Below are 24,315 nucleotides of genomic sequence, written 5' to 3' on the forward strand. Positions count from 1 at the left end.
TTTCCTATTCAATACTACAATATTTAACAGGACATCCTTCACAGTTAATTTCCTTCTTAATATAATCCAAATCATGGACTGTTATTTTCCCTTTTGCAACTGAAATAATCCCTAAGTTACGAAGTTCTGTTAGCATTCGATTAACACTTTCTCTAGTTGTCGCACAAAAGTTAGCGAGCTCTTGATTAGTTAGGCGTAGATTAATGAGAATCCCTCTTTCGGTAGGAACTCCATAGCTATTTGTCATTCTTATCAAAGTAGAATACAAAGCTCCTTTTTTACCTAGTAAAACAAGATCCCTAAATTTTGTTTGAGTTTTTCGGAAATGATCACTCATCCATTTCATAAATTCGAAAGCCAGCTTATTATCTTTAAATAGCTTTTTTTCTAAGTCATCTTTTTTAATTATTGCTACCTCACAATCTTCTAAAACGACACAATTAAAAAGATATTTAGGGTTGTCAGTGAACAATGTTAATTCTCCAACAATTTCATCTTGGCTGGCAATTCGTAGAGATAATTCTTGCCCCTCTGCAGTAACCTTACTTACTTTTACTCTTCCAGATAATATAAGATAAAGCTCTTTTGCTTCCATTCCTTCCTGAAATAAATAACAAGTTTTTCTTACTCTCATTACCTCATTAGCTGACTTTAATAGTTCTGTTAGTTCCGTTGAAATGGGGGCTTTATTTAATTGAACCATTTGTATCACCCTTTTCCATCTATATTGACGCTATAGTTTGATTTAAATTGATAATATATTGATAGTCAATGTATGTAATATGCAATTTATCACAGTGATAGTAGTAAAAAGTACCTAAATCATTGAGATAGCAAGTAAAAACGTAGTTATGAACAATTTCTAACAATTATGATAAACCTTCTTAGTTTATGTTGGGTTTTTGACAAAATGTGATGTTTCATACAGATTTGATTTTCCTAAATCATGTAAGATTTTGTACAGGATTTGAATTTTATATGATTTAGGAGGGAAAGAATTTGTACCAGACGTTGGCATGGTATGTTTCACTCATTTTAATGATTTTTATTGTAGGGGTATTTTTATTTGTTGTATTGAACACAGCAAGACGCAAGGATTATGAGCCAATTCAAAAGAAATGGTATCGCTTTCGGAATATTTACTTCGTAGCTCTGCTCATTATTATGGGAACGGTCTCATACTTTACTTTATCTGACTTACCATTTGAAAGACCTGTATATGGTGCAGACGAAAATCCAGTTATCGTAGATGTTAAGGCCATTCAATTTGGCTGGAATCTAAGTCAAACAGAGTTTAAGGTTGGGGAACCTATTGAGTTTGATATCACAAGTGAAGATGTTAATCATGGTTTTGGGCTTTATGATGAAAGTATGACTTTACTAGCGCAAACACAAGCAATGCCAAATTACACGAATACTGTTTTTTACACATTTGATAAGCCAGGTACCTATCAAATTCTTTGTATGGAGTATTGTGGACTTGCTCACCATATAATGATTGGTGAAATTACAGTAACAGAATAAAGGGGGATGATTGCATGTCTAATACGAATTCACAGGGAGGAAATGCAGCTTCCCAGAGTAAAATAATTAACTTGTATTTATTAATAGGTAGTGTCGTCATTTTACTAATGATGGTATTCGGTGTTCTGATGCTTTTAGCACAGGGAAAGCTAATTGATGTGGATCCAGGCTTTTTCTATGAAATTTTAACTGTGCATGGTACAGGGATGGTCGGTGCATCGGCATTAGCTGCTTCAGCCATTATGTGGTATTTCTTAAGTAAGTATGTACAGCTTAATAAGGGTATTCTAATAGCTAATTTTATCTTCTTTATTGTTGGTGTCGTTTTAGTTTTAGTAGGTATTTTCGCATTTGATTTTGCAGGGGCATGGACATTTTTATATCCTTTACCTGCTATCTCTGGTGGTGGCTGGGGATTAACAGGTGCAGCACTATATTTAATTGGGATGCTTTTAATCGGAATTGGCTTTTTATTACTTTATTTAGAGACAGCAAGAGGTATTATTAAGCAATATGGTAGCTTAGGTGGCGGTCTAGGATGGTCAATTGTATTCGGAAGGAAAAAAGGTTATGGACCTCCAGCGGCGGTTGTCGCAAGTACAATGGTTTCTATCGTCAATATTACTGCATTAGTTGCTGGAGCAAGTGTAATCGTTATGAGTTTGATCAATTTATTTATACCATCAATTAAGATTGATCCACTCCTTGCCAAAAACTTAACATATGCGTTTGGACATATATTTGCAAACTCCGTTATTTATATGGGTGTTATTGCAGTGTATGAAATCCTTGCAATGTATACAAAGCGGCCGTGGAAAGCAAATCGTCCTTTCTTAATTGCTTGGAATTTATCAACAATCTTTACAATCATTATTTATCCTCACCATTTATTAATGGATTTTGCTCTTCCAAAATGGATGATTATTATGGGACAGGCGTTATCTTATGCGAATGGACTTCCAGTATTGGTTGTTACAGCATATGGTGCACTAATGATTGTTTATCGTTCAGGTATTAAATGGGACATTGGTTCATCCTTTATCTTTTTATCAATGTTTGGTTGGGTAATTGGAGTTGTGCCAGCAATTGTTGATGCAACAATCGTAATTAATCATGTTATGCATAATACAAAATGGGTACCAGGACATTTCCATATGTATATGGGACTAGGTGCAACAGCGATGTTATTCGGATTTATGTATTATTTAGCTAAAGTAAATGGTAAAGAAAAAGCAGGTAATGTGGATTATATTAGTTTTTGGGTGTATGTAATGTTCTTCCTAGGACTATGTGGTTCATTCCTATTCTCCGGAAAGGTAAGTGCTCCGAGACGTTGGGCAGAGCATTTTCCTGAATGGATAGCATTTGACCGTATTGGTGCTGTATTTGGAACATTTGTCATTTTGGCAGTTTTAACATTTGTCATTCGATTCATTGGATTTACAAAATCGTTCGATGGTAAAATTGACCATAAGTTTGAAGAGAGAATCGATCCAAGTAGCCATGCGTAAAGGTATTTCAATTTTATTGGTCGTGATAGCTGGTTTTTCGTTATTATGGCTAGGGACCGATGGATTTCGTGCATATACCGCTGAAACTGCTAGGTTTATTCATCTACAAAGGGAGCAACCGGAGCTCCCTATGGCTACATTAATCGATTCAGAGGGTGAAAATTTTCGAATTGATGACATAAAAGGAAAATACTTATTGTTAACATTTATGTATACAGCTTGTGGTGATTTATGCCCAGTTTTAGAGAGTAATTTTGCAGAAATTTATAATGGTATTCCAAAGGAAGTCCTCGGGGATGAAGTTTTAATGTTAAGTATTAGCTTCGATCCAGAAAGGGACACACCAGAAACACTTAAGACTTATGGTAATTACTATGGTGCTGATGGAATTGCTTGGAAAATGGTAACAATTCAAGACGTAAAAGAGCTTAAAGATGTATTAGATACATTAGAAGTGATCGTTATCCCGAATGAGTACGGGGGATACGAGCATAACTCAGCATTTTATGTCATAAATCCTGATGGAAAATTAACTAATATTTTTGATTTTCAAAGACCGCAATCCGTATTGACATATTTAGATGCTGTTCTATAAAAGTAGGTGAACTTATGGCACGCTATCAATTTTCTATAATGGGCTTATCTTTATTCTTGGTCCTTTCTTTGCCTTTTGTACGCCACTTGTTAGAATCAAGTATGGTTGGAACAATGCTTGTACAAATTCCTCTGTTAGTAGTAAGTGGATTTCTTTGTGCGATGGGACTAACTAGCAAGTGGAGTAAGATAACTCAATCCTTTAATGAAAATGGGATTCCTGGAATATTATTAGTAGTGTTTATCGTTTCATATTGGAGTCTACCGAGAGCAATAGATGCAGCTTTAAATGAACCATTGATGGAGCTTATGAAATATGCAAGCTTGCCATTACTTGTTGGTGTACCTTTGTATGAGAGCTGGAAGTTACTTGGTCCTATTTCAAAATCATTTATATGGGCAAATCTTATTTCGATGATATTTGTAATGAGCTGGCTTTATTTAGCATCACCAGTTAGATTATGTAATAATTATTTGGTAACTGCTCAACAGCAACTAGGAAAAGCTTTTTTATACATTGGGTTTGCGCTCTGTTTATATTTTATCATTAGGTTATTCACAGGAAAATCAGTGAAATATTTTATTCATGGAAAATCAAACCGTCAAGCATAATTTTTATTAAGTTGAAAATAAGTCAAAAAGATTTGAATGAAGTATGACAGTGTGTAGAAATGTGATTTACTTCACATTTCTATTTTTATTTACCTCATATTATAGTGTTAACAAATTTATTTCACTTTGAGGTGGATAACATGAATAAACAAAAATTAGTATTACCTGTAACAACAATTGCGATGACATTTGCATTTACGGTATGGGCAGTTCTTTCTCCATTGGCAAGCACCTTTCAAGAAATGTATCATTTAACATCAACTCAAAAAAGTATTTTAGTAGCAATACCTGTCCTATTAGGATCAATCATGCGTATACCGTTAGGGATCTTAACAGACCGCTATGGCGGAAGAAAGATGTTTACTGTATTATTACTATTTACGATTATCCCACTTATTGGAGCAGGGTTCGCAAATAGTTTTGCAGTTCTGATGTTTTGGGCGTTCTTTATCGGTATGGCGGGTACCTCATTTGCGATCTCAATTGCGTTTGTATCAAAATTAACTCCACCACAAAAACAAGGAACAGCGCTTGGAATAAATGCGATGGGAAATATCGGAACTGCAATTGCGGGTTTTGTAATTCCAACAATTGCTGTTGCATTTGGAGTTCAGTGGGCATTTTGGGGATTAATTATCCCAATAGTTGCTATGATTATCTTAGTTTGGTTTTTCACACCAGAAACTCCAAAGCCTACTGAGCATACTACAATATTAAGCTCATTATCGGTTTTAAAATATAAAAATACTTGGACTTTATCTCTGTTTTATTTCGTTACATTTGGTTCATTTGTTGCTCTAGGGATATACTTACCTTCACTATTAACAGATTTATATGGACTATCACCGGTTGATGCTGGACTTAGAGCAGCGGGTTTTGTAGTAGTAGCAACACTGACCCGACCAATTGGAGGACTCTTAGCAGATAAAATTAGTGCTGGTAAAATATTAACATTTGTCTACATGGGAATTGCAATCGGTGCAATTGTAGTTGCCTTCGGAATGAAGGATATTGTTATCATGCGTATTGGCGTTATCTTTATCGCGATTATGGCTGGATTAGGTAATGGATCAGTCTTTAAGCTTGTCCCAGATCTATTCCCAAAAGCAACAGGTGCGGTAACAGGTATTGTCGGAGCTTGGGGTGGATTAGGAGGATTTTTCCCTCCTATCCTAATGGGAATTGTTAAAGACGTGACAGGTAATTATGTACTTGGGTTTATCTTACTTGGCGTTCTCGCTATTGTTTGCTTAATTGTAAATAGATTTATGTTTGATAAAAAGCAAAAAGAAAAAGTATATGAATTTGATCCAGCTTAATAAAAAAAAAGATTGAGAAACTAAATTCTCAATCTTTTTCTTTGTCTAGCTCCAGTAATTTTCTGGTTGTCTAGCTCCAGCGCCTAGCCCCTCGAGGTCAAATAACCTGTGGCAAGAAAAGTCAAAGAGCGACTTTCTCGCCACAGAACATTTGCTTGTCGGGGCTGAACAAGGCGCTTGCGCTTTTCTATTAGGCAAACATTTGCATTCGATACATTGTACAAAATCTACACCAATCTGAAATTACAATTTTTCTTTCGTGTATCGTGATGATATTATCACTACGGAGCTTTGAAAAGACACGACTCACACTTTCGCGTCTTGCACCAATTAAGTTTGCAAATTCCTGGATTGTCAATGGCAGTTCGATATTTACACCATACCCATTTTTTTCACCGAAGTCTTTTGCTAATCGATCTAGTGCAGAAATTGTTTTACTGTACACATCGAGTAATGCAATATCACGTAATGTAGTTGTAAATCCTCTTAACTGGTAACTCATATAACGAATAATTTCGATGCCTAGCTCTGGATTGATGAAGAGCTCCCTTTCAAGGTCAGCTGTTTTTAGAAAAAGCACATCTCCCTCTTGTATCATTGTAGCGGTAGCGGGATAAAGTGTTCCTTCCTCCGTAAATAAACAAGCTTCTGCAAATAATTCACCTGCTTTTTTAATACATACTACAATTTCCTTACCAGTATGGTCTCCTTTTGTTAAACGAACAACCCCAGATTTTACAAAATAAACACCTTTCGCTATATCAAATTCGGAAAATATCATATTCCCTCGTTGATAGTTTATCGTTTTTAGGCTTTTTCCAATGATATTTAATGTATCTTCTGGTAAATTTTTTAGTATTTCTATCTTTTGTAAAAGTTCTTGATACAAGGACTACACCTCCATTGCTAGTTAAAGATTCTTAAAGTTAAGCTTTATTCTGAAAAAAAGGGCTGATTTGGTCAGCCCTTTTAGTTTGTCCTCGTGTATAACGTTTTTTTACGTTCAGCTCCAGCGCCTAGGCCCTCGAGGACAAATAACCTGATGCAAGAAAAGTCAAAGAGCGACTTTTTTGCATCAGAACATTTGCTTGTCGGACTTGCACAGGACGTGCTGACGTCGACGTTCGCCACAGGACGTGGCGGATTTTAGTCGACGATCCTTTAAATCAAGGCGCTTGCGCTTTTGTTCTTAAATTGCAGCAGCTGCTCTAGGAAACAGGATATTATTCTCTAGATGAATGTGTTGGAATAAATCTGCCTCTAAAGCTTCTAAGCGCTGGTATACAAGACGGTATGTTCCACATGCACCAACTGGTGGTTGGAAGTCATTTGTAATATCACGAATTTCTTTAATGATTGTACCGGCTTCATCATGGTCGCCTTCTAATTCAGCAACATGTTTTTTTACTAGTTCATGATTTTCTTTCGTATGTTCTTTTTCAAATTGTAATATAAGTGGGAAAGAATCAGTTTCTTCTTTAATTGTATGCTCTTCAAGTTCAGCCTTTAATTGATTAAATAATTTATGAACCCTTACTAAGTGTGGATGATTTGCACCATGAACACGAAGTACCTTTGTCACATATGGGCTAAGCTGCGGTAATTCTTCATTCAAATAACGGTGGTGTTTATTTACGATATGGTCAATTAATTCAGAATAGCTAGTAGCTTTCCAATCAATCTCAGATTCATTCATAGCTTTCATTTCATTGTAAAGACCATTTAGTTTTTCAAGTACTTCATCTTTGGATAAGTTTCTTTCTTCAATTGCTTCGATTAAAGGTCGATTACCTCCGCAGCAAAAGTCAATTCGGAGTTTTTTGAAAAGATCACCTGCTTTAGGGAATGCTGTAACAATTTCGCCAATTATATGTTGTTCATTAAATGTTTGTTCCATTTTTATTACCTCCTAATAGTTGAACTATAGTATTCTAAATAAAGGATATCTTTTTATGAAAGGTGATGAGGTGATAAGAATCACACTTACGAAAGAATTTCTACATTTTTCATGTGATTTTAGTCACATAACTAAACTTTAATACTTGGTACATTTATAAATAGAAGAAAAGGGACAGGGAGCTGAACAGCTATGTTTACGTACAAATCACAGAATAAGGATCTAATTAGCGAAAATAAACAACTTCATGAAGAAGTTAAAAGATTAAATGAAGAAAGAGAATTCCAAAGAGAATATATAAATACATTTATAAAAGAGTTTTATCATGAATTGTTAACAACTGTTGAACAGCATGAACACGTAAATGGTCAGCACCATGTATTAGGAGACTTGGTCGGAAAAATAAAAGAGAAATTTGATTCAGTTGAGAATTTAAGTCTACTCTCAAATAAGAATTCATTAAAATTATACGAAAATGGTCATTCATTACTTACTTCTGCCGAAGATATGGTTATGAAATCAAAAGAAGGGCGCGAACAAGTATCAAAAGTTGAAGAGATTATGAAGCAACTGGGAGATCAGCTAACAGATACATCTGTAAAGATGAATCAATTAAGCAATCGTTCAAAAGAAATTGAAAATATTGTGAAGGTCATTAAGGACATTGCAGATCAAACGAATCTATTAGCTCTTAATGCATCAATTGAGGCAGCCAGAGCAGGTGAACATGGTAAAGGCTTCTCTGTAGTCGCTTCTGAAGTTCGTAAGTTAGCAGAAAGTACGGCAGAGAGTACTGAACATATAAGTACATTAACAAAAGCCATTCAGACAGAAATTGATGATTCATTACTTTCTACCACTAATAGTACAAATCTTGTTAAATCAGGTGTAGATGTTGGCTCTAAGACGACAGAAAAAATTGACTATATTTTAGCTGTAATTAGTTCCGTACAAAATGAAATCAAAGTAGTATTAGCAACGATTGAGGAACAAAAGGAGTATTCAGAAGGTGTTATGAGTGAAATTTCAACAACTAAGGATTTATTTGTTGAGGCGAATGACTTAATTCATCAGCATATTGATGATGCAAGAATAGTTGATAATAAATTAGAAAAAGGTATTACACAACTTAGTGAAATGACAGCAAGTAAATAGTTGTTTTTTTGCCGTTCCTATGAATAAGGCTACAGTAAAATGAATTCATTAGAAAAGAGTGAAAGAAATGGTTGAAAGAAGAACTCCGATTCCAGTTCCAGAAGCAGTTTCTAAAGTTCTAGCATTTGCAAATAAGGGTGAAAAAGAAACGATTTCACTAGATGATAGCTTTGGTAGGTTTTTAGCTGAAGACTTAAGAGCGGATCATGATGTACCTCCTTTTGATCGTTCTCCATATGATGGATATGCAATTCGAGCATCTGATTCCGAAATAGCTAGTCAAAATCATCCTATTGAATTTGAGGTAATTGAAGAAATAGGAGCCGGATTTGTTGCTACAAAAAAAGTGGAATCCTTTCAAGCAATACGAATAATGACTGGTGCTCAAATGCCTACTGAATGTGATGCAGTTGTAATGATTGAATTAACAACTGAGTATGAACGTGAAGGAAAAAAATATATGTCAATTAAAAGGCCGTTTCGGTCCGGAGACAATATCTCATTTCAAGGGGAAGATACAACAAAGGGCTCAGTCTTAGTTGGAAAAGGGGTATTTATTAACCCTGGAGTTAAGGCACTTCTGGCTACATTTGGCTATGACCAAGTCGATGTAGCAAAAAAGCCAGTGGTAGGGATCTATGCGACTGGTACTGAATTGCTAGACGTACACGAAGAACTTGTCCCAGGAAAAATAAGAAATAGTAATGCATACATGATCAATGCTCAAATTGAAAGAGCCGGGGCATTGCCAAAATATTTCGGAAAGCTTACTGATGATTTTGATGTATGCTACGAAGCAATTAAGAATGCATTAGATCAAGTTGATATTATGATCACTACTGGAGGGGTATCTGTTGGGGATTATGATTATTTACCTGCCATTTATGAAAAGTTAGGTGCAGAGGTTCTCTTTGATAAAGTTGCGATGAGACCTGGAAGCGTCACAACGGTAGCCCAATTGAATGGGAAACTTCTGTTTGGATTATCTGGTAATCCATCTGCATGTTATGTTGGCTTCGAATTATTTGTTAAACCTATAGTTCGAACAATGTTATTTTCTTCGAAACCACATTTAATGAAAATGAAGGCAGTTCTAGATGCTGATTTTCCAAAGCCAAACCCATTTACTCGGTTTGTTAGAAGTAAAATAAGCTTTGATGAGGGGAAAGTGCGGGTAAAACCAAGTGGCCTTGATAAATCCAATGTCGTGTCATCACTTGTAGATGCAAACGGATTAATGGTATTGCCTGGCGGAACAAGAGGCTTCGAAAAGGGAATGGATGTCGATGTCTTATTTTTAGAGGATCAAGAGGGAAGCCAGTGGCCGTGGGTGTAAAATATCCAATATTACAAGTTGTAGGCTTTCAAAATAGCGGGAAAACGACACTTGTTGAAAAGATTGTTAGAAAAGGTAGTTTGAATCACTGTAAAATGGCAACAATAAAACACCATGGGCATATGAGTGAATTAAAGCCATTTAATCAAAATACAGATTCTATAAAACATCGAAAAGCTGGAGCTGTCATCTCGACTGTTGAAGGTGGAGGAATGCTTCAGCTTGAAGCTACTAACATATCACAATGGAAATTAGATGACATCATTAAGCTTTATTCTTATTTTGAACACGATATGATAATCATTGAAGGCTATAAAACAGCTAATTTCCCTAAAATAGTATTAATTAGGGAGAAAAAAGATTTGGAACTATTAACAATCCTACAAAATATTGTCGCTGTTATCTCATGGATTCCCATTCAAGGGAATTTTACAATATTTAATATAAAGGATGAAGAAAAATATCTTGATTGGTTATTTGAAGATAACGTTCAAAAAGTCTGACAAAATCCTCCTTTTTGAACACGCACTTTACAGGTAGTGAGGGAAGTTAATGAACAACAATCAATTGTACATGATAACAAGAAATCCAATTAATATTGAGGAAGTTACTAATAAGGTTGTGCGACGGGAAGCTGGAGCAATCACAACCTTCATTGGAACAGTACGCGAATTTACAAAGGGAAGACGAACATTACGTTTGGAATATGATGCATACATTCCGATGGCAGAAAAAAAACTTACTGAAATAGGTAAAGAAATATCAGAAAAATGGCCTGAGGCTAAAACAGCGATAACACATCGAATAGGCCGGCTTGAAATTTCTGAGATTGCTGTCGTTATCGCAGTCTCCACTCCACATCGCAAGGATGCATATGCTGCAAATGAATATGCCATTGAAAGAATAAAACAAATTGTACCAATATGGAAAAAAGAACATTGGGAAGATGGAGAAATGTGGATAGGTGACCAGTTAGAAACAAAACAATACTCAACAGGTTATCCTGAGGAGGAGGACATAAAATGATTACAGTTTTATTTTTTGCTCATTTACAGGAGGTCGTTGGTTCAGAAAAAATAACATTAGATTTGGAAAGTATGTCAGTAACGGAACTTAAGACAGAACTTGAGAAACGATATGAATTTAAAAACCTTAATCAGATTATGTTTGCAATCAATGAAGAATACGCAATTGACATTGACGTAATCAAAGCTGGAGACACTGTTGCATTAATTCCGCCAGTTAGTGGCGGTTAATATCATTGTTTTTATATTCCCAACACTTTATCTATAAAACAGGTACGCTCATTAGTGAGAATACCTGTTTTTTGATGTTTAAAATAATATTTAATAAAAATACAATTGATTTTATTTTTATACGGACTTATAATGGAAAATAATTTAAACAGTGAATATAAATGAAGGAGGATATAATGAAGAAGGCAGCAATAATTGGTGTTACAGGATATAGTGGTATTGAGTTAGTACGATTATTATTAAATCACCCAAATATTAGGATTCATTCAATTCATTCTTCATCACAAAGTGGGGTTAATTTAGCTGGAATATATCCACATTTAAAAAATATCATTTCTGATGAACTAGAAGATATTAATATTTCAAAGATTGCTAATGAAGTTGATCTTGTATTCATTGCAACACCATCTGGGATATCATCAAAAATTATTCCAGAGCTGCTCCAATATGAAGTGAAAATTATTGATTTATCTGGGGATTATCGACTAAACAATCCGAATACATATGAAAAATGGTATAAGCACCCTGCCCCAGCACAAGAAGATATAAATAAAGCAATCTATGGATTGACCGAATGGAATAAGGAAGACATAAGAAATTGTAGATTTATTTCAAATCCTGGTTGTTATCCTACGGCCACATTACTAGGATTGGCTCCACTAGTTAAGAGTAAACTCATTGATGAACGTTCAATCGTTACAGATGCAAAATCAGGTGTTTCGGGTGCTGGAAAAAGCCTATCAAGAGTTACTCATTTTGTGGAAACGAATGATAATCTAACAATCTATAAAGTAAATCAACATCAACATATTCCAGAAATTGAACAAGTGCTTTCAATTTGGAATGAAAATATTCCGTTTATTACTTTTAATACACATTTAGTACCGATGACAAGAGGAATCATGGCGACAACATACGCAAATGCAAATAAATCTGTAGGAAGTACAGAACAACTTGTTGACTTATATAAAACAACTTACGAAGATTCCCATTTTGTTAGAGTAAGAGAACCTGGTAATTTTCCAGGAACAAAAGAAGTATATGGAACAAATTATTGTGATATCGGTATCGCATATGATAATCGTACTGGAAGAATAACAGTCGTTTCGGTAATCGATAATTTAATGAAAGGTGCTGCTGGTCAGGCTGTCCAAAATGCAAATCTAATGTTTGATTTCGATGAACGGGCAGGATTAGACCACATACCTATTTACATTTAGGAGGGGTGTTGCGGGATGTATACGAAAGATATTCATGTAGTGAAAGTAGAAGAGGGGTCAATCGTGACACCTAAAGGTTTTAAAACTGCAGGTGTTCATGCTGGATTACGATATGCAAAAAAAGACTTAGGTGTCATTACATGTGATGTACCAGCAAGTTGTGCAGCTGTATACACACAAAGTCATTTTCAAGCAGCACCACTACAGGTAACTAAGGATAGTATAGCCGTTGAAAATAAACTGCAGGCTGTTGTCATTAATAGTGCCTGTGCGAATGCATGTACAGGTGCACAAGGCTTGAAGGATGCTTATGAAATGAGAGCACTGACAGCAAATCATTTTGGATATTTGGATCATCATGTAGCTGTTGCTTCTACTGGTGTGATTGGGGAATTGCTGCAAATGGATAAAATAAGCAATGGAATAGGTATGCTTTCTCCAATCAATAGTAACGAAGCAGCAAAGGATTTTCAAACCGCTATATTGACTACGGATCTAGTAATGAAAAAGGCATGTTATCAAACGACTATTAATGAACAAACAGTCACTGTTGCGGGTGCTGCAAAGGGTTCAGGGATGATTCACCCAAATATGGCGACGATGCTTGGCTTCATTACAACAGATGCAAAAATTGAATCTGCTGTACTTCATGAGGCAATGAAATCAATTACGGATGTTACCTTTAATCAGATTACAGTTGATGGGGAAACGTCAACGAATGATATGGTATTAGTCATGGCAAGTGGGATGACTGATACCGAACAGCTTACACCCAATCACCCAGATTGGGATAACTTCTTACTAGCTCTTCATTCAACCTTTGAAGACCTTGCAAAACAGATTGCTAGAGATGGTGAAGGTGCAACCAAACTAGTTGAAGTTAATGTAACGGGTGCAATGTCGGATGATGAAGCAAGAATTATTGCGAAAAAGATTGTTGGCTCAAATCTAGTAAAGACAGCTATATACGGAGCCGATGCAAACTGGGGAAGAATTATTGGGGCGATTGGTCACAGTGATGCAACAGTTAATCCAGATATTGTCGATATTTCAATTGGGGATATCCAAATGTTAAAGGCTAGTCAACCACATTCTTTTTCAGAAGAGCTTGCCAAAGAATACTTGGAAAATAAGGATGTTATTATTCATGTTGACCTTAATCTCGGAAGTGGTAATGGAACAGCATGGGGATGTGACTTAACCTATGATTATATCAAAATAAATGCAAGCTACCGGACATGAGGAGTGCAAATCATTGAATACGATTGTAATAAAATGCGGTGGGAGTATACTAGCAAAGTTATCGGATGAATTTTTTACAAGTATTAAAGAATTGCAGCAAAAAGGCTTTCAAATCGTGATTGTTCACGGAGGTGGACCAGAAATCGAAACAATGCTGAATCAGCTGCAAATAAAAAGTGAGTTTGTGAATGGTTTAAGGAGAACAACAGCTGAGGTATTAGAGGTTGTTGAAATGGTTTTATCTGGTAAGGTTAATAAAAGTCTAGTAAATAATTTATCTAAAATGGGGATTAATGCAGTAGGATTAGCTGGTACTGACGTTAACATCCTTTCTGCAAAAGCAATTGATTATGAAAAGCTGGGGTTTGTTGGTGAGGTAACCCATGTTAATAGCAATTTTTTAGAAGGTCTTTTAAGGAAAAACTACCTTCCAGTTCTTTCGCCAATTGGTATTGCAGATGATTTTAATAAGTATAACATCAATGCTGATACTGCGGCTGCAAGTGTAGCGATTGCTCTAAATGCAAAACACTTACTATTTGTAACAGATGTATCTGGAATACTTAAAGATGGTGAAGTAGTACCATATTTAAATACAAATGAAGTTGATGAGCTTATAGAAGATGGAACGATTTACGGTGGAATGATTCCTAAAGTAAAGGCAGCTCTTCAGGCTCTTTCAACAGGCCAGTTGCATGAAATAACAATTATTAATGGTAAGGACTCGTTACTAGCATTAGATGGAAGTTTGAAAGGAACAAAAATTGTTAAAGAGCTCGAGGTGGTTTAAATGGATGCGTTATTTCCAACATATGCAAAATGGGACATTGTAGTTGAGATTGCTGAAGGGTCAAAAATAATCGATAAGTCTGGAAAGGAATATTTAGATTTCGTATCGGGAATTGCTGTCTGCAATTTAGGTCATCGTAACCCAGTTGTGCAACAAGCGATTCAACAACAGCTCGATAAATTTTGGCATGTATCAAATCTTTTTCATACTGAACTTCAGCAAGAGGTTGCTGGGAAGCTTGTGGAAAATTGTGATATGGATTCTGTTTTTTTCTGTAATAGTGGTGCTGAAGCGAACGAAGCAGCATTAAAGCTGGCACGTAAATATACCCAAAAATCAAAGGTCATTACGTTTAAACAATCATTTCATGGTCGGACATTTGGAACGATGGCTGCTACTGGACAGGATAAAATTCATTCTGGATTTGGACCACTTTTACAAGAGTTTGTATATCTACCATATAATGATTGTGAGCAATTAGAAAAAGAGATGGATGATACGGTTGCTGCAATTCTTGTTGAAGTTATTCAAGGGGAAGGTGGAGTTATTCCAGCATCAGCAGAATTCCTAGAAACAATACAAAATCTGTGTCAGAAATTTGGAGCCTTATTTATTATCGATGAAGTACAAACCGGAATTGGCCGAACTGGGAAAGCATTTGCTTATCAACATTTTAATATCTCACCTGATATAATGACACTAGCAAAAGGACTAGGTAGTGGTTTACCAATTGGTGCAATGCTTGGTAAAGAGTATTTACGGGAGGCATTTGGGCCTGGTACGCATGGATCAACCTTTGGTGGAAACCTAATATCATTGGCAGCTGCAAAAGCAACACTCGATATTATCTTTCATGATGAGTTTATGCTTGACGTTGAGGAAAAAGGTGAATATTTGAGTAAAAAACTAAATGAAATTCTAGGTGACCAATCATGGATGACGGAGGTCCGTGGAAAAGGGTTAATTCAAGGAATTGCATGTCAAAGTGAAGTCGTTCAAGCAATTACAGCTATTCGAAATAATGGCTTGCTCGTTTTACCAGCAGGTCAAAATGTGATTCGATTATTGCCGCCATTGACTGTATCTTATGAAGAAATTGATAAGGCAGTAAACTTGATTGAAGAAACACTTGTAAATGTGGGGATTAATTGATAATACCCCCACAGGGGCTAGTGTAAAAAGAGCAAAGTTATTTTTTTTAATGGTAAATGCATAAAAATACTTTTATATTAATAAATATGCAATATTGTGAGAGGAGATGGTTATATGCCAAAAAACACATCAATACAATCTATCCTCATTATTGGCTCTGGACCAATTGTAATAGGTCAAGCAGCTGAATTTGATTATTCGGGGACACAAGGATGTCGTGCATTAAAAGAAGAAGGATATAAGATTATTTTAGTAAATAACAATCCAGCAACGATAATGACAGATGAAGTAAATGCTGATGTTGTTTATTTCGAACCATTAACTTTAAATAGTCTTGAACAGATCATCGAGAAAGAAAGACCAGATGCTCTACTTCCAACTATAGGAGGTCAGACAGGATTAAATCTTGCTTTTCAACTTCATGAAAAAGGAATCCTTGATAAATATAATGTAAACGTAATTGGGACTTCAATTGATGCTATTAAAAAGGGAGAGGATCGGGAGGCATTTCGAAATTTGATGTATGAATTAAATGAACCGGTCCCTAGTAGTCTTATTGTAACGAACACTACAGAGGCAGTGAGTTTTACAAAAGATACTGGTTTTCCTGTAATTGTTCGTCCAGCGTACACATTAGGTGGAACAGGCGGTGGGATTGCCAAAAATATTGAAGAGTTAATCCAGCTTACATCAAATGGATTATCAGAAAGTCCGATATCTCAATGTTTGATTGAAAAGAGCATTTCAGGATTGAAAGAAATTGAATTTGAGGTTATCCGTGATGAAAAAAATAATTGTATGACGATTTGTACGATGGAAAATATTGATCCAGTCGGTATTCATACCGGTGATTCTATCGTTGTAGCACCTGCTCAAACATTAACAAATGATGAACTTGAAATGTTGAGAGTATCATCAATGAAAATTATCTCTGAATTAGGTATTGTCGGAGGGTGTAACATTCAATTTGCTTTAGATTCAATTACGAAAAATTATTATTTAATTGAGGTTAACCCTAGGGTAAGCCGATCATCCGCATTAGCATCAAAGGCAACCGGATTTCCGATTGCCAAAATAACAGCTAAGCTTGCTGTAGGATATACATTACATGAGTTATTAGGCAAAGATTTCACCTGTGACGAACCTCAACTAGACTATGTAGTTGTAAAATTTCCACGCTTTGCATTTGATAAATTCCCAAATGTGTCACATGTGTTGGGTACGCAAATGAAAGCTACAGGTGAGGTCATGGCACTTGATTGTAATTTTGAAAGAGCCATTCAAAAAGCGGTTAACTCATTGGATGGTGAACATCATTATTTACGACTAAATAGAATTTCTGGAAAACAAACCGAGGAATTACAACAATACGCTCAAGAGGGGCATGAGAATCGTTTTTTCGCTATTTTAGAACTGATTAGAAGAGATACTCCACTTGATGACATTCATAAATGGACTTCGATTGATATGTATTTTCTAAAAATTTTTCAATCCTTAATTAACATGGAAGCTGAAATAAGCAAAAAAACGATAGATGACTTTACGTATGAGTTTGTACAAAAGGTGAAAGAATTGGGCTTTTCAGATCAGTATATTGCAGAACTTATTAATAAGGACGAAGGAGATATTCGTCAAGTCAGAAACGAGCTAGGGATATATCCAATTTATAAAAAAGTAATTACTTATCCGCAAGGGGAATCAGGTCATGGAAGTTATTACTATTCAAGCTATAGTGGTAAAAGCGATCTATATACCTCCAACAAACCTAAAGTATTAATTATCGGTTCTGGTCCAATTCGAATTGGTCAAGGGATTGAGTTTGATTATAGCTCTGTCCATGGTATTTTATCATTGCAAGCAGCAGGATATGAAACCTTGATTATCAATAATAATCCTGAAACAGTAAGCACTGATTTTGAAATTGCCGATAAACTATTTTTTGAACCGCTCACTCTTGAAGATGTCTTACATGTGGTTGAAGCTGAGAATGTTGAGAAAGTAATTGTTCAATATGGTGGGCAAACATCGATAAATTTAGCAGAGGGACTTGAAAATGCTGGTGTAGCAATCGTCGGTACTACTCAATTTGTTATTGATCAACTAGAAGATCGTGACAGTTTCTACAGACTTCTTGAGGAGTTAGACATCCCACATGTAAGTGGGAAGATAGCTAGTGATAGAAATGAATTAACAAAAAAGGCAAAACAACTGGGGTTTCCAATAGTATTAAGACCATCATATGTCATTGGTGGTCAAGGAATGGTTATTGTAAAGAATGAAGAAGAGTTACAAGTATTTACTAATAAGTCATCACAACTACCATTTCCAATTTTAATTGATGCATTTGTTAATGGAAAAGAATATGATGTTGATCTTTTATCAGATGGAAGTAACATTCTTATCCCTGCAATTATCGAGCATATTGAAAAAGCGGGTGTACATTCAGGTGATAGTTATGCCGTAATCCCAGCAAATTCTTTAACAATGAAAGAAAAGAATACAATAGCTAATTATGCAGAAAGAATTATAAAGAAGCTAAATTTCGTTGGAATAATGAATATTCAATTTGCAATTAGCCAAAATGAAATCTATTGCTTGGAGGTTAATCCCCGGGCAAGCCGAACAGTTCCTATAGTAAGTAAGGTTACAGGTGTTCCAATGATTCAATACGCTACTGAATTATTACTCGGGAAATTATTAAAAGATGTTACAAAAGAAAATGGTATTTTATCTGACCTACCTTTTTATACAGTGAAATTTCCTGTCTTTTCTACAAACAAGCTTCAAGGTAATCCGACAGTTGGACCAGAAATGAAGTCGACTGGAGAAGGAATTAGCATTGGGAAAACAGTAGAAGAAGCATTTGGAAAAGTATTCGAAAGTTATTTTCAAAATAAAAAAGATGCGACAGAGATTTTTATAGAATATACTGATGAATTTGATTCTACTTCTTTACATCATTTATTCAAATCCATTCAGCAAGCAGGATTAGTGGTTAAGGAGAATATAGATTTTAACAGTTGGATGAATAGCCCTCGAGCACTAGCATACATATCTTTTAAAAATGACGCAGATAGCATCCAACAGAAAATAATGGCGAGTGCGAAAAGACTACAAGTGTTTACTCAAATTGAAACAGTTGAAGCGTTTTTACAAGCTTATCAATTTTGTCAGGATGCTAAGTATTCGGTTATTTCTATTCAAGAATGGCAAGGAAACTATCTGAAAAAGAAAGAAGTGATGGTCAATTGAATTTAATTAAGGAACAAACGAAGAAAATCTCATTGCAGGGGCAGGATTTATTAACACTTAAAAACTTATCCAAAGAAGAAATTATGTATATACTTGATTTGGCTATAGATTTAAAAGAAAAGTACAAACAAAAGATTGAGACACCTTATTTAAAAGGAAAAATACTCGCTATGATATTTGAGAAACCATCAACACGTACGAGGGTTTCATTTGAAGCAGGAATGTTACAGCTTGGGGGAAGTGCACTATTTTTAACAAGTAATGACCTCCAACTGGGGAGAGGTGAAACAATTGGTGATACTGCAAATACACTATCACAATATGTCGATGCGATTATGATCCGTACTTTTGAACATGAAAAAGTAGTTGAATTAGCAAACCATGCAAGTATTCCAGTCATAAATGGTCTAACAAAGGACTTTCATCCATGTCAAGCACTGGCAGATTTATTAACGATATATGAAGAAAAAGGAACATTTGAAGGAAGTAAGCTTGTCTATATTGGTGATGGAAATAATGTAGCTCATTCCTTATTAATTGGAGCAGCAAAAGTGGGGTTAAATTGTACAATAGCTTGTCCGCCAAACTTTGAACCAATGCCAGAAATTATTTCATACGCACAAGAAATAGCGGAGCAGACACATGCAAAAATTGAAATATGTCATGATCCAATTCATGCAGTAAAGGATGCAGACTTCATCTATACGGATGTATGGGCGAGTATGGGGCAAGAACAAGAAAAACAAATAAGAACAGAATCCTTTTCTAGTTATCAAGTAAATACAGATTTAGTGAAAAATGCAAAAGGTGATTATCAATTTATGCATTGTCTTCCTGCTAAACGTGGTGAGGAAGTAACTTCTGAAATTATTGACGGTCCAAATTCGATTGTTTTCCAACAAGCGGGCAATCGATTACATGTACAAAAAGCCTTGCTAAAAACAATTTTAGAATGAAATTTTTTATTGGTTCGACATGTCATGATTTTACGTTGTCGTGGGAATAGTAATGATATATTATTTCTGAAGGAGGATTATGATGGGGCAAAGTCATGAGTTTCGAGCAGGACAAAAGGCACCGAATAATGGTATTTACGTTGAAATTGGAGAAACAGGTGATATGGTGAAAAATCCGAAAAGTGTAAAGCTTCAAGCCGGTGACCCTTTCCCAGAGAATTCAAACCATAATCGTAAATGGTCATACAAAAGAAAACCATAAAAACTAGATATACGAAAAAAAGACCTTAATAGGTCTTTTTTTTAATGTTGTGCATTTTCCACTGGTTCGTCTGGAATAAGTGCCCCGATGATGAAGATAAGAACTACTACTACTAAAGAAACAATAGAAACAGTCTTGAAGCTATATGTAGCACTTTGCATGGAACCGATTACATATGCCGACATTTGAATTAATAAAAATGTCCAGATGATTGTCCAAATATAACGCATTGATTTTCACCTCGTTACTGCAGTCGAATAAAGTTAAACATCTTCATCTATTTTACCACACCTTATATCAATTTCAATACAAGTTCTTTTAAAATAGGCAATCCCCCTTTCATCTTTTGATTGACTACATAGATTAATAAGAAGTTACTTTTAAAGAAATTAGGGGAGATGGAAATGGATCAAAACCAACGCTTTTTTCAAGTTGATATGGAATGGTCTGTCATTCATTTGCCAGAAAGACCAAATGGTTTTGGTGTATTAATAATTGGTGATAAGAACAACTTTGTTGATAAATATACAAGTTTTTGGATGCAAAATCCGGGGAGAAAAAACATCATCGAATATCTCCAGAAGGAAGGCTATACTATTTTTTATTCCAATCTATATGGGGTACATTGGGGAAGTTCGAAGGCTTTAAAATTAGCTGTCCAGCTCTGTCATATGACAATGAAAAGGGAGATCCTTAATGAGCGAATTCATATATTTGCTGAGGGAATGGGTGCATTAGTCGCATTACAATTAATGAACAAAATTGAAAATAAAATTAGATCTGTAGCTTTATTAAACCCTTGCATCGATCTGTTGGCGCATATTGAATACGAAAAAAACAATAAATTTTTTTATAAAAGATTAATTAAGGAACTTGCAGCTGCATTTGAAATAAATGATAAGGAAGCTATGATTGACCTTGAAAGGTATATTCCCAACATTGACTATCATTCACCAAATACACCGGTTAGAATCTGGCAAAATACAACTGATAAGACGTACCAACCTGAAATTCATACTAGAATGTATAAGGAAATTAGGCAAAGTGAAAGTAAACAACCAATTGTAAGTTATCATGTGAATGAAAAAGCATTTGGCTTAAGCCAATCTATTTGTAATTTTTATAAGGATCACGAGAAGCAATTGTAATAGTCCCATGTTTATTTCTTGACTGGGACTATTACTCTGTTTTTTGGCATACGATTACAGTAATTAGGTTATGACATAGGGGTGTAAAGTGGATGAAACAAGCAATGATTATTGGGGCTTTTACGTTTGTCGGTCATGGGATTTGTTGTCGCTTACTTGATGAAGATATATATGTAATCGGTGTAGACTTATCTCCGGATAAAGATAGTATGGAAGAAGAGAAAATGTTCCGCATAGGAAGAAATGCAAATTTTATATTTGAAGATCTTTCTGATTTTTCTTCAGACAATTTCTCCTTTTGTAATATTGACGTTGTTCTATATGCGATGGATGATATATGTGATAGAAGTTCAAACATACTTAATAAAACAATTGAATTTTGTTATTCAAATAAAATAAGACTCGTACTTGTATCTTCGCATACAAATCATATGCAGCAGAGTGAATTTGATTTAAAATGGTGTGAAGAACTAAATCTTACGCTTTCCAAGCAAGTTATCCATTATAAGGAAGCTCACTTTTTTACATCTTTAATTGATTTTACGACTACAAATCTTCAGACTGGGCATCGAAAAGTTGAGGAATATAGGGAATGGGTGAATACTTATTTCGAATAGTGAAATTTTCTCTTTTACTTTCCGCTATAGTAAAAGTAAAATAATAATAAAGGTTTTGAAAATGAATTGTTTCAGTGTTTTAAAGGAGTTGTCAAGATGAAAAAACCATATAAGTGGTTCTTTCTCTTTTTCCTTCTTGTCAGTATGACAGCATGTGGACAACCTAATTCTGAACATAGAATTACAAAGGTAGGTCTACTTGTGCCTGATTCAATTAATGATCAGGTTTGGGGTACAAAGGGATATAAGGGAATGCTTCAAATTCAATCTGAACTTGGAGTTGATATTTTTTATAAGGAGGGGATTGTCTCAGAGTTAGCTACAAGACAGGTGGTTGATGACTTTGTAAAAAAAGACGTGAACCTAGTTTTTGGTCATAGTAGTGAGTATGCCCCTATTTTTAATAATATTGCTAAAGACTATCCAGATGTTCATTTCGTTTGTTTTAATGGTGATGTTAGAGGAAAGAATGTGACAAGTTTAAATTTTAAAGGTAATGCAATGGGGTTTTTTGGGGGTATGGTTGCAGGAGAAATGACGAAGACCAACAAAGTAGGAATTATAGCTGCTTTTGAATGGCAGCCTGAAATCAACGGCTTTTATGAAGGAGCCTCTTTTCAAAATCATAGTGTAGATGTTGAAATAGATTATGTCGAAGATTGGAATGATGACAAACGTGCAATATCTATTTTAAATAATATGATTGATAAAGGTGTTGACGTTATTTACCCTGCAGGGGATGGATACAATGTCCATGTAATTGAAAAAGTGAAAGAAAAAGGGCTATATGCAATAGGATATATTTCTGACCAATCAGATTTAGGTGAAGGAACTGTATTAACAAGTACGATACAACAAGTAGATAAACTCTATCTCTTAGTTGCAAAAAAGTTTAATAAAGGTGAGCTTAATGCAGGTAATCTCTATTTTGATTTTGAAGATGGGGTCATTTCAATGGGTGAATTGAGTTCTAATATTGATGACGACTTCGTAAAAGAATTTAAAAAGGCAATTCATACATACAAAGAAACAGGGGATTTACCAAATCAATAATAGCTATCACTTCAGTGTGATAGCTATTTTTTTTTCTTGAAAAATTTGAGGAAAGGAGATAATTGTTTTACAGCAGGTTTTATCTTATCTACTGAAGCCATTATTTCATCGAATTGATTCATCAGTTGTGAATAATCAATTTGATTATTTTCATCTTTTTGAATAGGTTCGGGTCTTTCCTCATCCGTACCTCTTTGCTGACGATTACCGAACATAAGACGGCTAAATGGATCATCTCTGAGGCTTGGCTCTTTTGGATCAGAATTATTTTCTTTTTGGTTTGGATTCATATAATCACCTGCTTACATTTGATCTTCTATATCGTATGCTCATTCATTAATAATGGGATAGACTAGTATCATACTTACACGATTTTGTATTAGTTAAATTGAAATAGTTGATATGAGTAAAAAAATGAATTAAAATTAGTACCAAGTCATAATAATTGATAATAATATTTGACATAATTAAAGGGGTGTTTGGAATGGGTGCTGGAATATTAGGAATTAGTAGATATATACCTGAGAAGATAATAACCAATCATGATTTAGAAAAGATGATGGATACTTCTGATGAATGGATACGTACTCGAACTGGTATTGAGGAAAGAAGAATTGCAGATGATAATACAAATACATCGGATATGGCTTATGAGGCGGCAAGAAAAGCAATAGAAAATGCTGGAATTACTGCTGAAGAAATTGATATGATACTTGTTGCAACGGTAACACCTGATCGACCTTTTCCTTCGGTCGCATGCATGATACAAGAAAAACTAGGGGCAAAGAACGCAGCTGCAATGGATATTAGTGCAGCATGTGCTGGTTTTATGTACGGTATTGTGACAGCAAAGCAATTTATTGACTGTGGAACTTATAAACATATTTTAGTAGTTGGTGTAGAAAAATTATCGAAAATCACTGATTGGGAAGATCGTAATACCGCTGTATTATTTGGCGACGGTGCAGGAGCTGCGGTAATTGGGAATGTTTCAGAAGGCCGAGGGATTTTATCATTTGAACTTGGTGCGGATGGAACTGGCGCAAAGCATTTGTATCAGGATGAATACATCATCATGAACGGTAGAGAGGTTTTTAAATTTGCTGTAAGGCAAATGGGAGAATCATGCGTGAATGTGATAGAAAAGGCAGGATTACAAAAAGAAGATATCGATTTTTTAATACCACATCAAGCAAATATTAGAATCATGGAGGCATCGAGACAGCGTCTGGAGCTACCTGAAGAAAAAATGTCAAAGACAGTAAATAAGTTTGGAAATACTTCTTCAGCATCAATACCACTTTCACTTGTTGACGATTTAGAAGCTGGAAGAATCAAGGATGACGACATTATAGTTATGGTAGGTTTTGGTGGCGGATTGACTTGGGGTGCGATTGCAATCAAGTGGGGTCGTTAAGA

Annotated in this window: 26 protein-coding genes; 21 read left to right on the plus strand and 5 right to left on the minus strand. The window is 35.1% G+C overall.

The window, feature by feature from the left end:
- Positions 1–4: 4 nt before the first annotated feature.
- A complete protein-coding gene (locus MJG50_RS11005; RefSeq protein ID WP_240255718.1) occupies positions 5–703 on the minus strand; it encodes a Crp/Fnr family transcriptional regulator in 699 nt (232 codons plus the stop codon).
- A 296-nt stretch (positions 704–999) separates the two neighbouring features.
- On the opposite strand from MJG50_RS11005, the gene MJG50_RS11010 reads away from it, so the two are divergent.
- The 5 genes from MJG50_RS11010 to MJG50_RS11030 all read left to right on the plus strand — a co-directional run bounded on the left by MJG50_RS11010 (position 1,000) and on the right by MJG50_RS11030 (position 5,560).
- Positions 1,000–1,524 (plus strand): cupredoxin domain-containing protein, encoded by a 525-nt coding sequence (locus MJG50_RS11010; protein ID WP_240255720.1) that lies wholly within the window; start codon positions 1,000–1,002, stop codon positions 1,522–1,524.
- A gap of 14 nt (positions 1,525–1,538) precedes the next feature.
- The gene (locus tag MJG50_RS11015; protein WP_240255722.1) at positions 1,539–3,035 is read left to right on the plus strand and encodes a cbb3-type cytochrome c oxidase subunit I; all 1,497 of its coding nucleotides are present in this window, start codon (positions 1,539–1,541) and stop codon (positions 3,033–3,035) included.
- Positions 3,001–3,630, plus strand: coding sequence for an SCO family protein (locus MJG50_RS11020; RefSeq protein ID WP_240255724.1), 630 nt, complete (start codon positions 3,001–3,003; stop codon positions 3,628–3,630). Before MJG50_RS11015 ends, MJG50_RS11020 begins: the two co-directional genes overlap by 35 nt.
- Positions 3,631–3,644: 14 nt before the next feature.
- On the plus strand, positions 3,645–4,241 hold the full coding sequence (locus tag MJG50_RS11025) for a hypothetical protein (protein ID WP_240255726.1): 597 nt from the start codon (positions 3,645–3,647) through the stop codon (positions 4,239–4,241).
- Positions 4,242–4,381: 140 nt separating this feature from the next.
- Positions 4,382–5,560 (plus strand): MFS transporter, encoded by a 1,179-nt coding sequence (locus MJG50_RS11030; protein WP_240255728.1) that lies wholly within the window; start codon positions 4,382–4,384, stop codon positions 5,558–5,560.
- A gap of 190 nt (positions 5,561–5,750) precedes the next feature.
- Here the strand turns inward: MJG50_RS11030 and MJG50_RS11035 are convergent, their stop codons facing one another.
- Positions 5,751–6,449, minus strand: coding sequence for a Crp/Fnr family transcriptional regulator (locus MJG50_RS11035; RefSeq protein WP_240255730.1), 699 nt, complete (start codon positions 6,447–6,449; stop codon positions 5,751–5,753).
- 300 nt (positions 6,450–6,749) lie between these two features.
- Positions 6,750–7,457 carry an iron-sulfur cluster repair di-iron protein gene (ric, locus tag MJG50_RS11040; RefSeq protein WP_240255732.1) on the minus strand — a complete coding sequence of 236 codons (708 nt, stop codon included), beginning with the start codon at positions 7,455–7,457 and terminating at the stop codon, positions 6,750–6,752.
- A 192-nt stretch (positions 7,458–7,649) separates the two neighbouring features.
- On the opposite strand from ric, the gene MJG50_RS22160 reads away from it, so the two are divergent.
- The 12 genes from MJG50_RS22160 (at position 7,650) to MJG50_RS11100 (ending at position 20,078) form a co-directional block, all read left to right on the plus strand.
- The gene (locus tag MJG50_RS22160) at positions 7,650–8,612 is read left to right on the plus strand and encodes a methyl-accepting chemotaxis protein (protein WP_275695583.1); all 963 of its coding nucleotides are present in this window, start codon (positions 7,650–7,652) and stop codon (positions 8,610–8,612) included.
- Between the two features lie 67 nt (positions 8,613–8,679).
- Complete coding sequence (locus MJG50_RS11050; protein WP_240255734.1) at positions 8,680–9,948, plus strand: molybdopterin molybdotransferase MoeA; 1,269 nt, start codon at positions 8,680–8,682, stop codon at positions 9,946–9,948.
- The gene (gene mobB, locus MJG50_RS11055; protein WP_240255736.1) at positions 9,933–10,451 is read left to right on the plus strand and encodes a molybdopterin-guanine dinucleotide biosynthesis protein B; all 519 of its coding nucleotides are present in this window, start codon (positions 9,933–9,935) and stop codon (positions 10,449–10,451) included. Before MJG50_RS11050 ends, mobB begins: the two co-directional genes overlap by 16 nt.
- A 49-nt stretch (positions 10,452–10,500) precedes the next feature.
- A complete protein-coding gene (locus MJG50_RS11060; protein ID WP_240255738.1) occupies positions 10,501–10,974 on the plus strand; it encodes a molybdenum cofactor biosynthesis protein MoaE in 474 nt (157 codons plus the stop codon).
- Entirely contained in the window at positions 10,971–11,204 is a 234-nt protein-coding gene (gene moaD / locus MJG50_RS11065; RefSeq protein ID WP_240255740.1) for a molybdopterin converting factor subunit 1, read from the plus strand. Before MJG50_RS11060 ends, moaD begins: the two co-directional genes overlap by 4 nt.
- Before the next feature lie 176 nt (positions 11,205–11,380).
- Positions 11,381–12,424 carry an N-acetyl-gamma-glutamyl-phosphate reductase gene (gene argC / locus MJG50_RS11070; protein WP_240255742.1) on the plus strand — a complete coding sequence of 348 codons (1,044 nt, stop codon included), beginning with the start codon at positions 11,381–11,383 and terminating at the stop codon, positions 12,422–12,424.
- A gap of 15 nt (positions 12,425–12,439) precedes the next feature.
- Positions 12,440–13,666: a bifunctional ornithine acetyltransferase/N-acetylglutamate synthase gene (gene argJ, locus MJG50_RS11075; protein WP_240255744.1), complete on the plus strand. Its 1,227-nt coding sequence runs from the start codon at positions 12,440–12,442 to the stop codon at positions 13,664–13,666.
- 13 nt (positions 13,667–13,679) lie between these two features.
- Positions 13,680–14,456 (plus strand): acetylglutamate kinase, encoded by a 777-nt coding sequence (argB, locus tag MJG50_RS11080; protein WP_240255746.1) that lies wholly within the window; start codon positions 13,680–13,682, stop codon positions 14,454–14,456.
- Complete coding sequence (gene argD / locus MJG50_RS11085) at positions 14,457–15,608, plus strand: acetylornithine transaminase (RefSeq protein ID WP_240255748.1); 1,152 nt, start codon at positions 14,457–14,459, stop codon at positions 15,606–15,608.
- 114 nt (positions 15,609–15,722) lie between these two features.
- Positions 15,723–18,860 carry a carbamoyl-phosphate synthase (glutamine-hydrolyzing) large subunit gene (carB, locus tag MJG50_RS11090; protein ID WP_240255750.1) on the plus strand — a complete coding sequence of 1,046 codons (3,138 nt, stop codon included), beginning with the start codon at positions 15,723–15,725 and terminating at the stop codon, positions 18,858–18,860.
- The gene (argF, locus tag MJG50_RS11095; protein ID WP_275695584.1) at positions 18,815–19,816 is read left to right on the plus strand and encodes an ornithine carbamoyltransferase; all 1,002 of its coding nucleotides are present in this window, start codon (positions 18,815–18,817) and stop codon (positions 19,814–19,816) included. Before carB ends, argF begins: the two co-directional genes overlap by 46 nt.
- 82 nt (positions 19,817–19,898) lie before the next feature.
- Positions 19,899–20,078: a YjzC family protein gene (locus MJG50_RS11100; protein WP_240255752.1), complete on the plus strand. Its 180-nt coding sequence runs from the start codon at positions 19,899–19,901 to the stop codon at positions 20,076–20,078.
- Positions 20,079–20,119: 41 nt separating this feature from the next.
- Here MJG50_RS11100 and MJG50_RS11105 read toward each other — a convergent pair whose 3' ends face one another.
- Complete coding sequence (locus tag MJG50_RS11105) at positions 20,120–20,308, minus strand: YjzD family protein (RefSeq protein ID WP_240255754.1); 189 nt, start codon at positions 20,306–20,308, stop codon at positions 20,120–20,122.
- Between the two features lie 174 nt (positions 20,309–20,482).
- Between MJG50_RS11105 and MJG50_RS11110 the strand changes: the two genes are divergently transcribed.
- From MJG50_RS11110 to MJG50_RS11120, 3 genes are all read left to right on the plus strand, one after another.
- Positions 20,483–21,226: an alpha/beta fold hydrolase gene (locus tag MJG50_RS11110; protein WP_240255756.1), complete on the plus strand. Its 744-nt coding sequence runs from the start codon at positions 20,483–20,485 to the stop codon at positions 21,224–21,226.
- A gap of 92 nt (positions 21,227–21,318) precedes the next feature.
- Complete coding sequence (locus MJG50_RS11115; RefSeq protein WP_240255758.1) at positions 21,319–21,843, plus strand: Rossmann-fold NAD(P)-binding domain-containing protein; 525 nt, start codon at positions 21,319–21,321, stop codon at positions 21,841–21,843.
- Positions 21,844–21,939: 96 nt separating this feature from the next.
- Complete coding sequence (locus MJG50_RS11120; RefSeq protein WP_240255759.1) at positions 21,940–22,896, plus strand: BMP family ABC transporter substrate-binding protein; 957 nt, start codon at positions 21,940–21,942, stop codon at positions 22,894–22,896.
- Between the two features lie 23 nt (positions 22,897–22,919).
- Here MJG50_RS11120 and MJG50_RS11125 read toward each other — a convergent pair whose 3' ends face one another.
- Complete coding sequence (locus tag MJG50_RS11125) at positions 22,920–23,186, minus strand: hypothetical protein (RefSeq protein WP_240255761.1); 267 nt, start codon at positions 23,184–23,186, stop codon at positions 22,920–22,922.
- Between the two features lie 194 nt (positions 23,187–23,380).
- On the opposite strand from MJG50_RS11125, the gene MJG50_RS11130 reads away from it, so the two are divergent.
- The gene (locus MJG50_RS11130; RefSeq protein WP_240255763.1) at positions 23,381–24,313 is read left to right on the plus strand and encodes a beta-ketoacyl-ACP synthase III; all 933 of its coding nucleotides are present in this window, start codon (positions 23,381–23,383) and stop codon (positions 24,311–24,313) included.
- Positions 24,314–24,315: the final 2 nt, after the last annotated feature.

It is taken from the genome of Fredinandcohnia quinoae (assembly GCF_022427965.1).
GTDB classification, from domain to species: domain Bacteria; phylum Bacillota; class Bacilli; order Bacillales; family Bacillaceae_L; genus Ferdinandcohnia; species Ferdinandcohnia quinoae.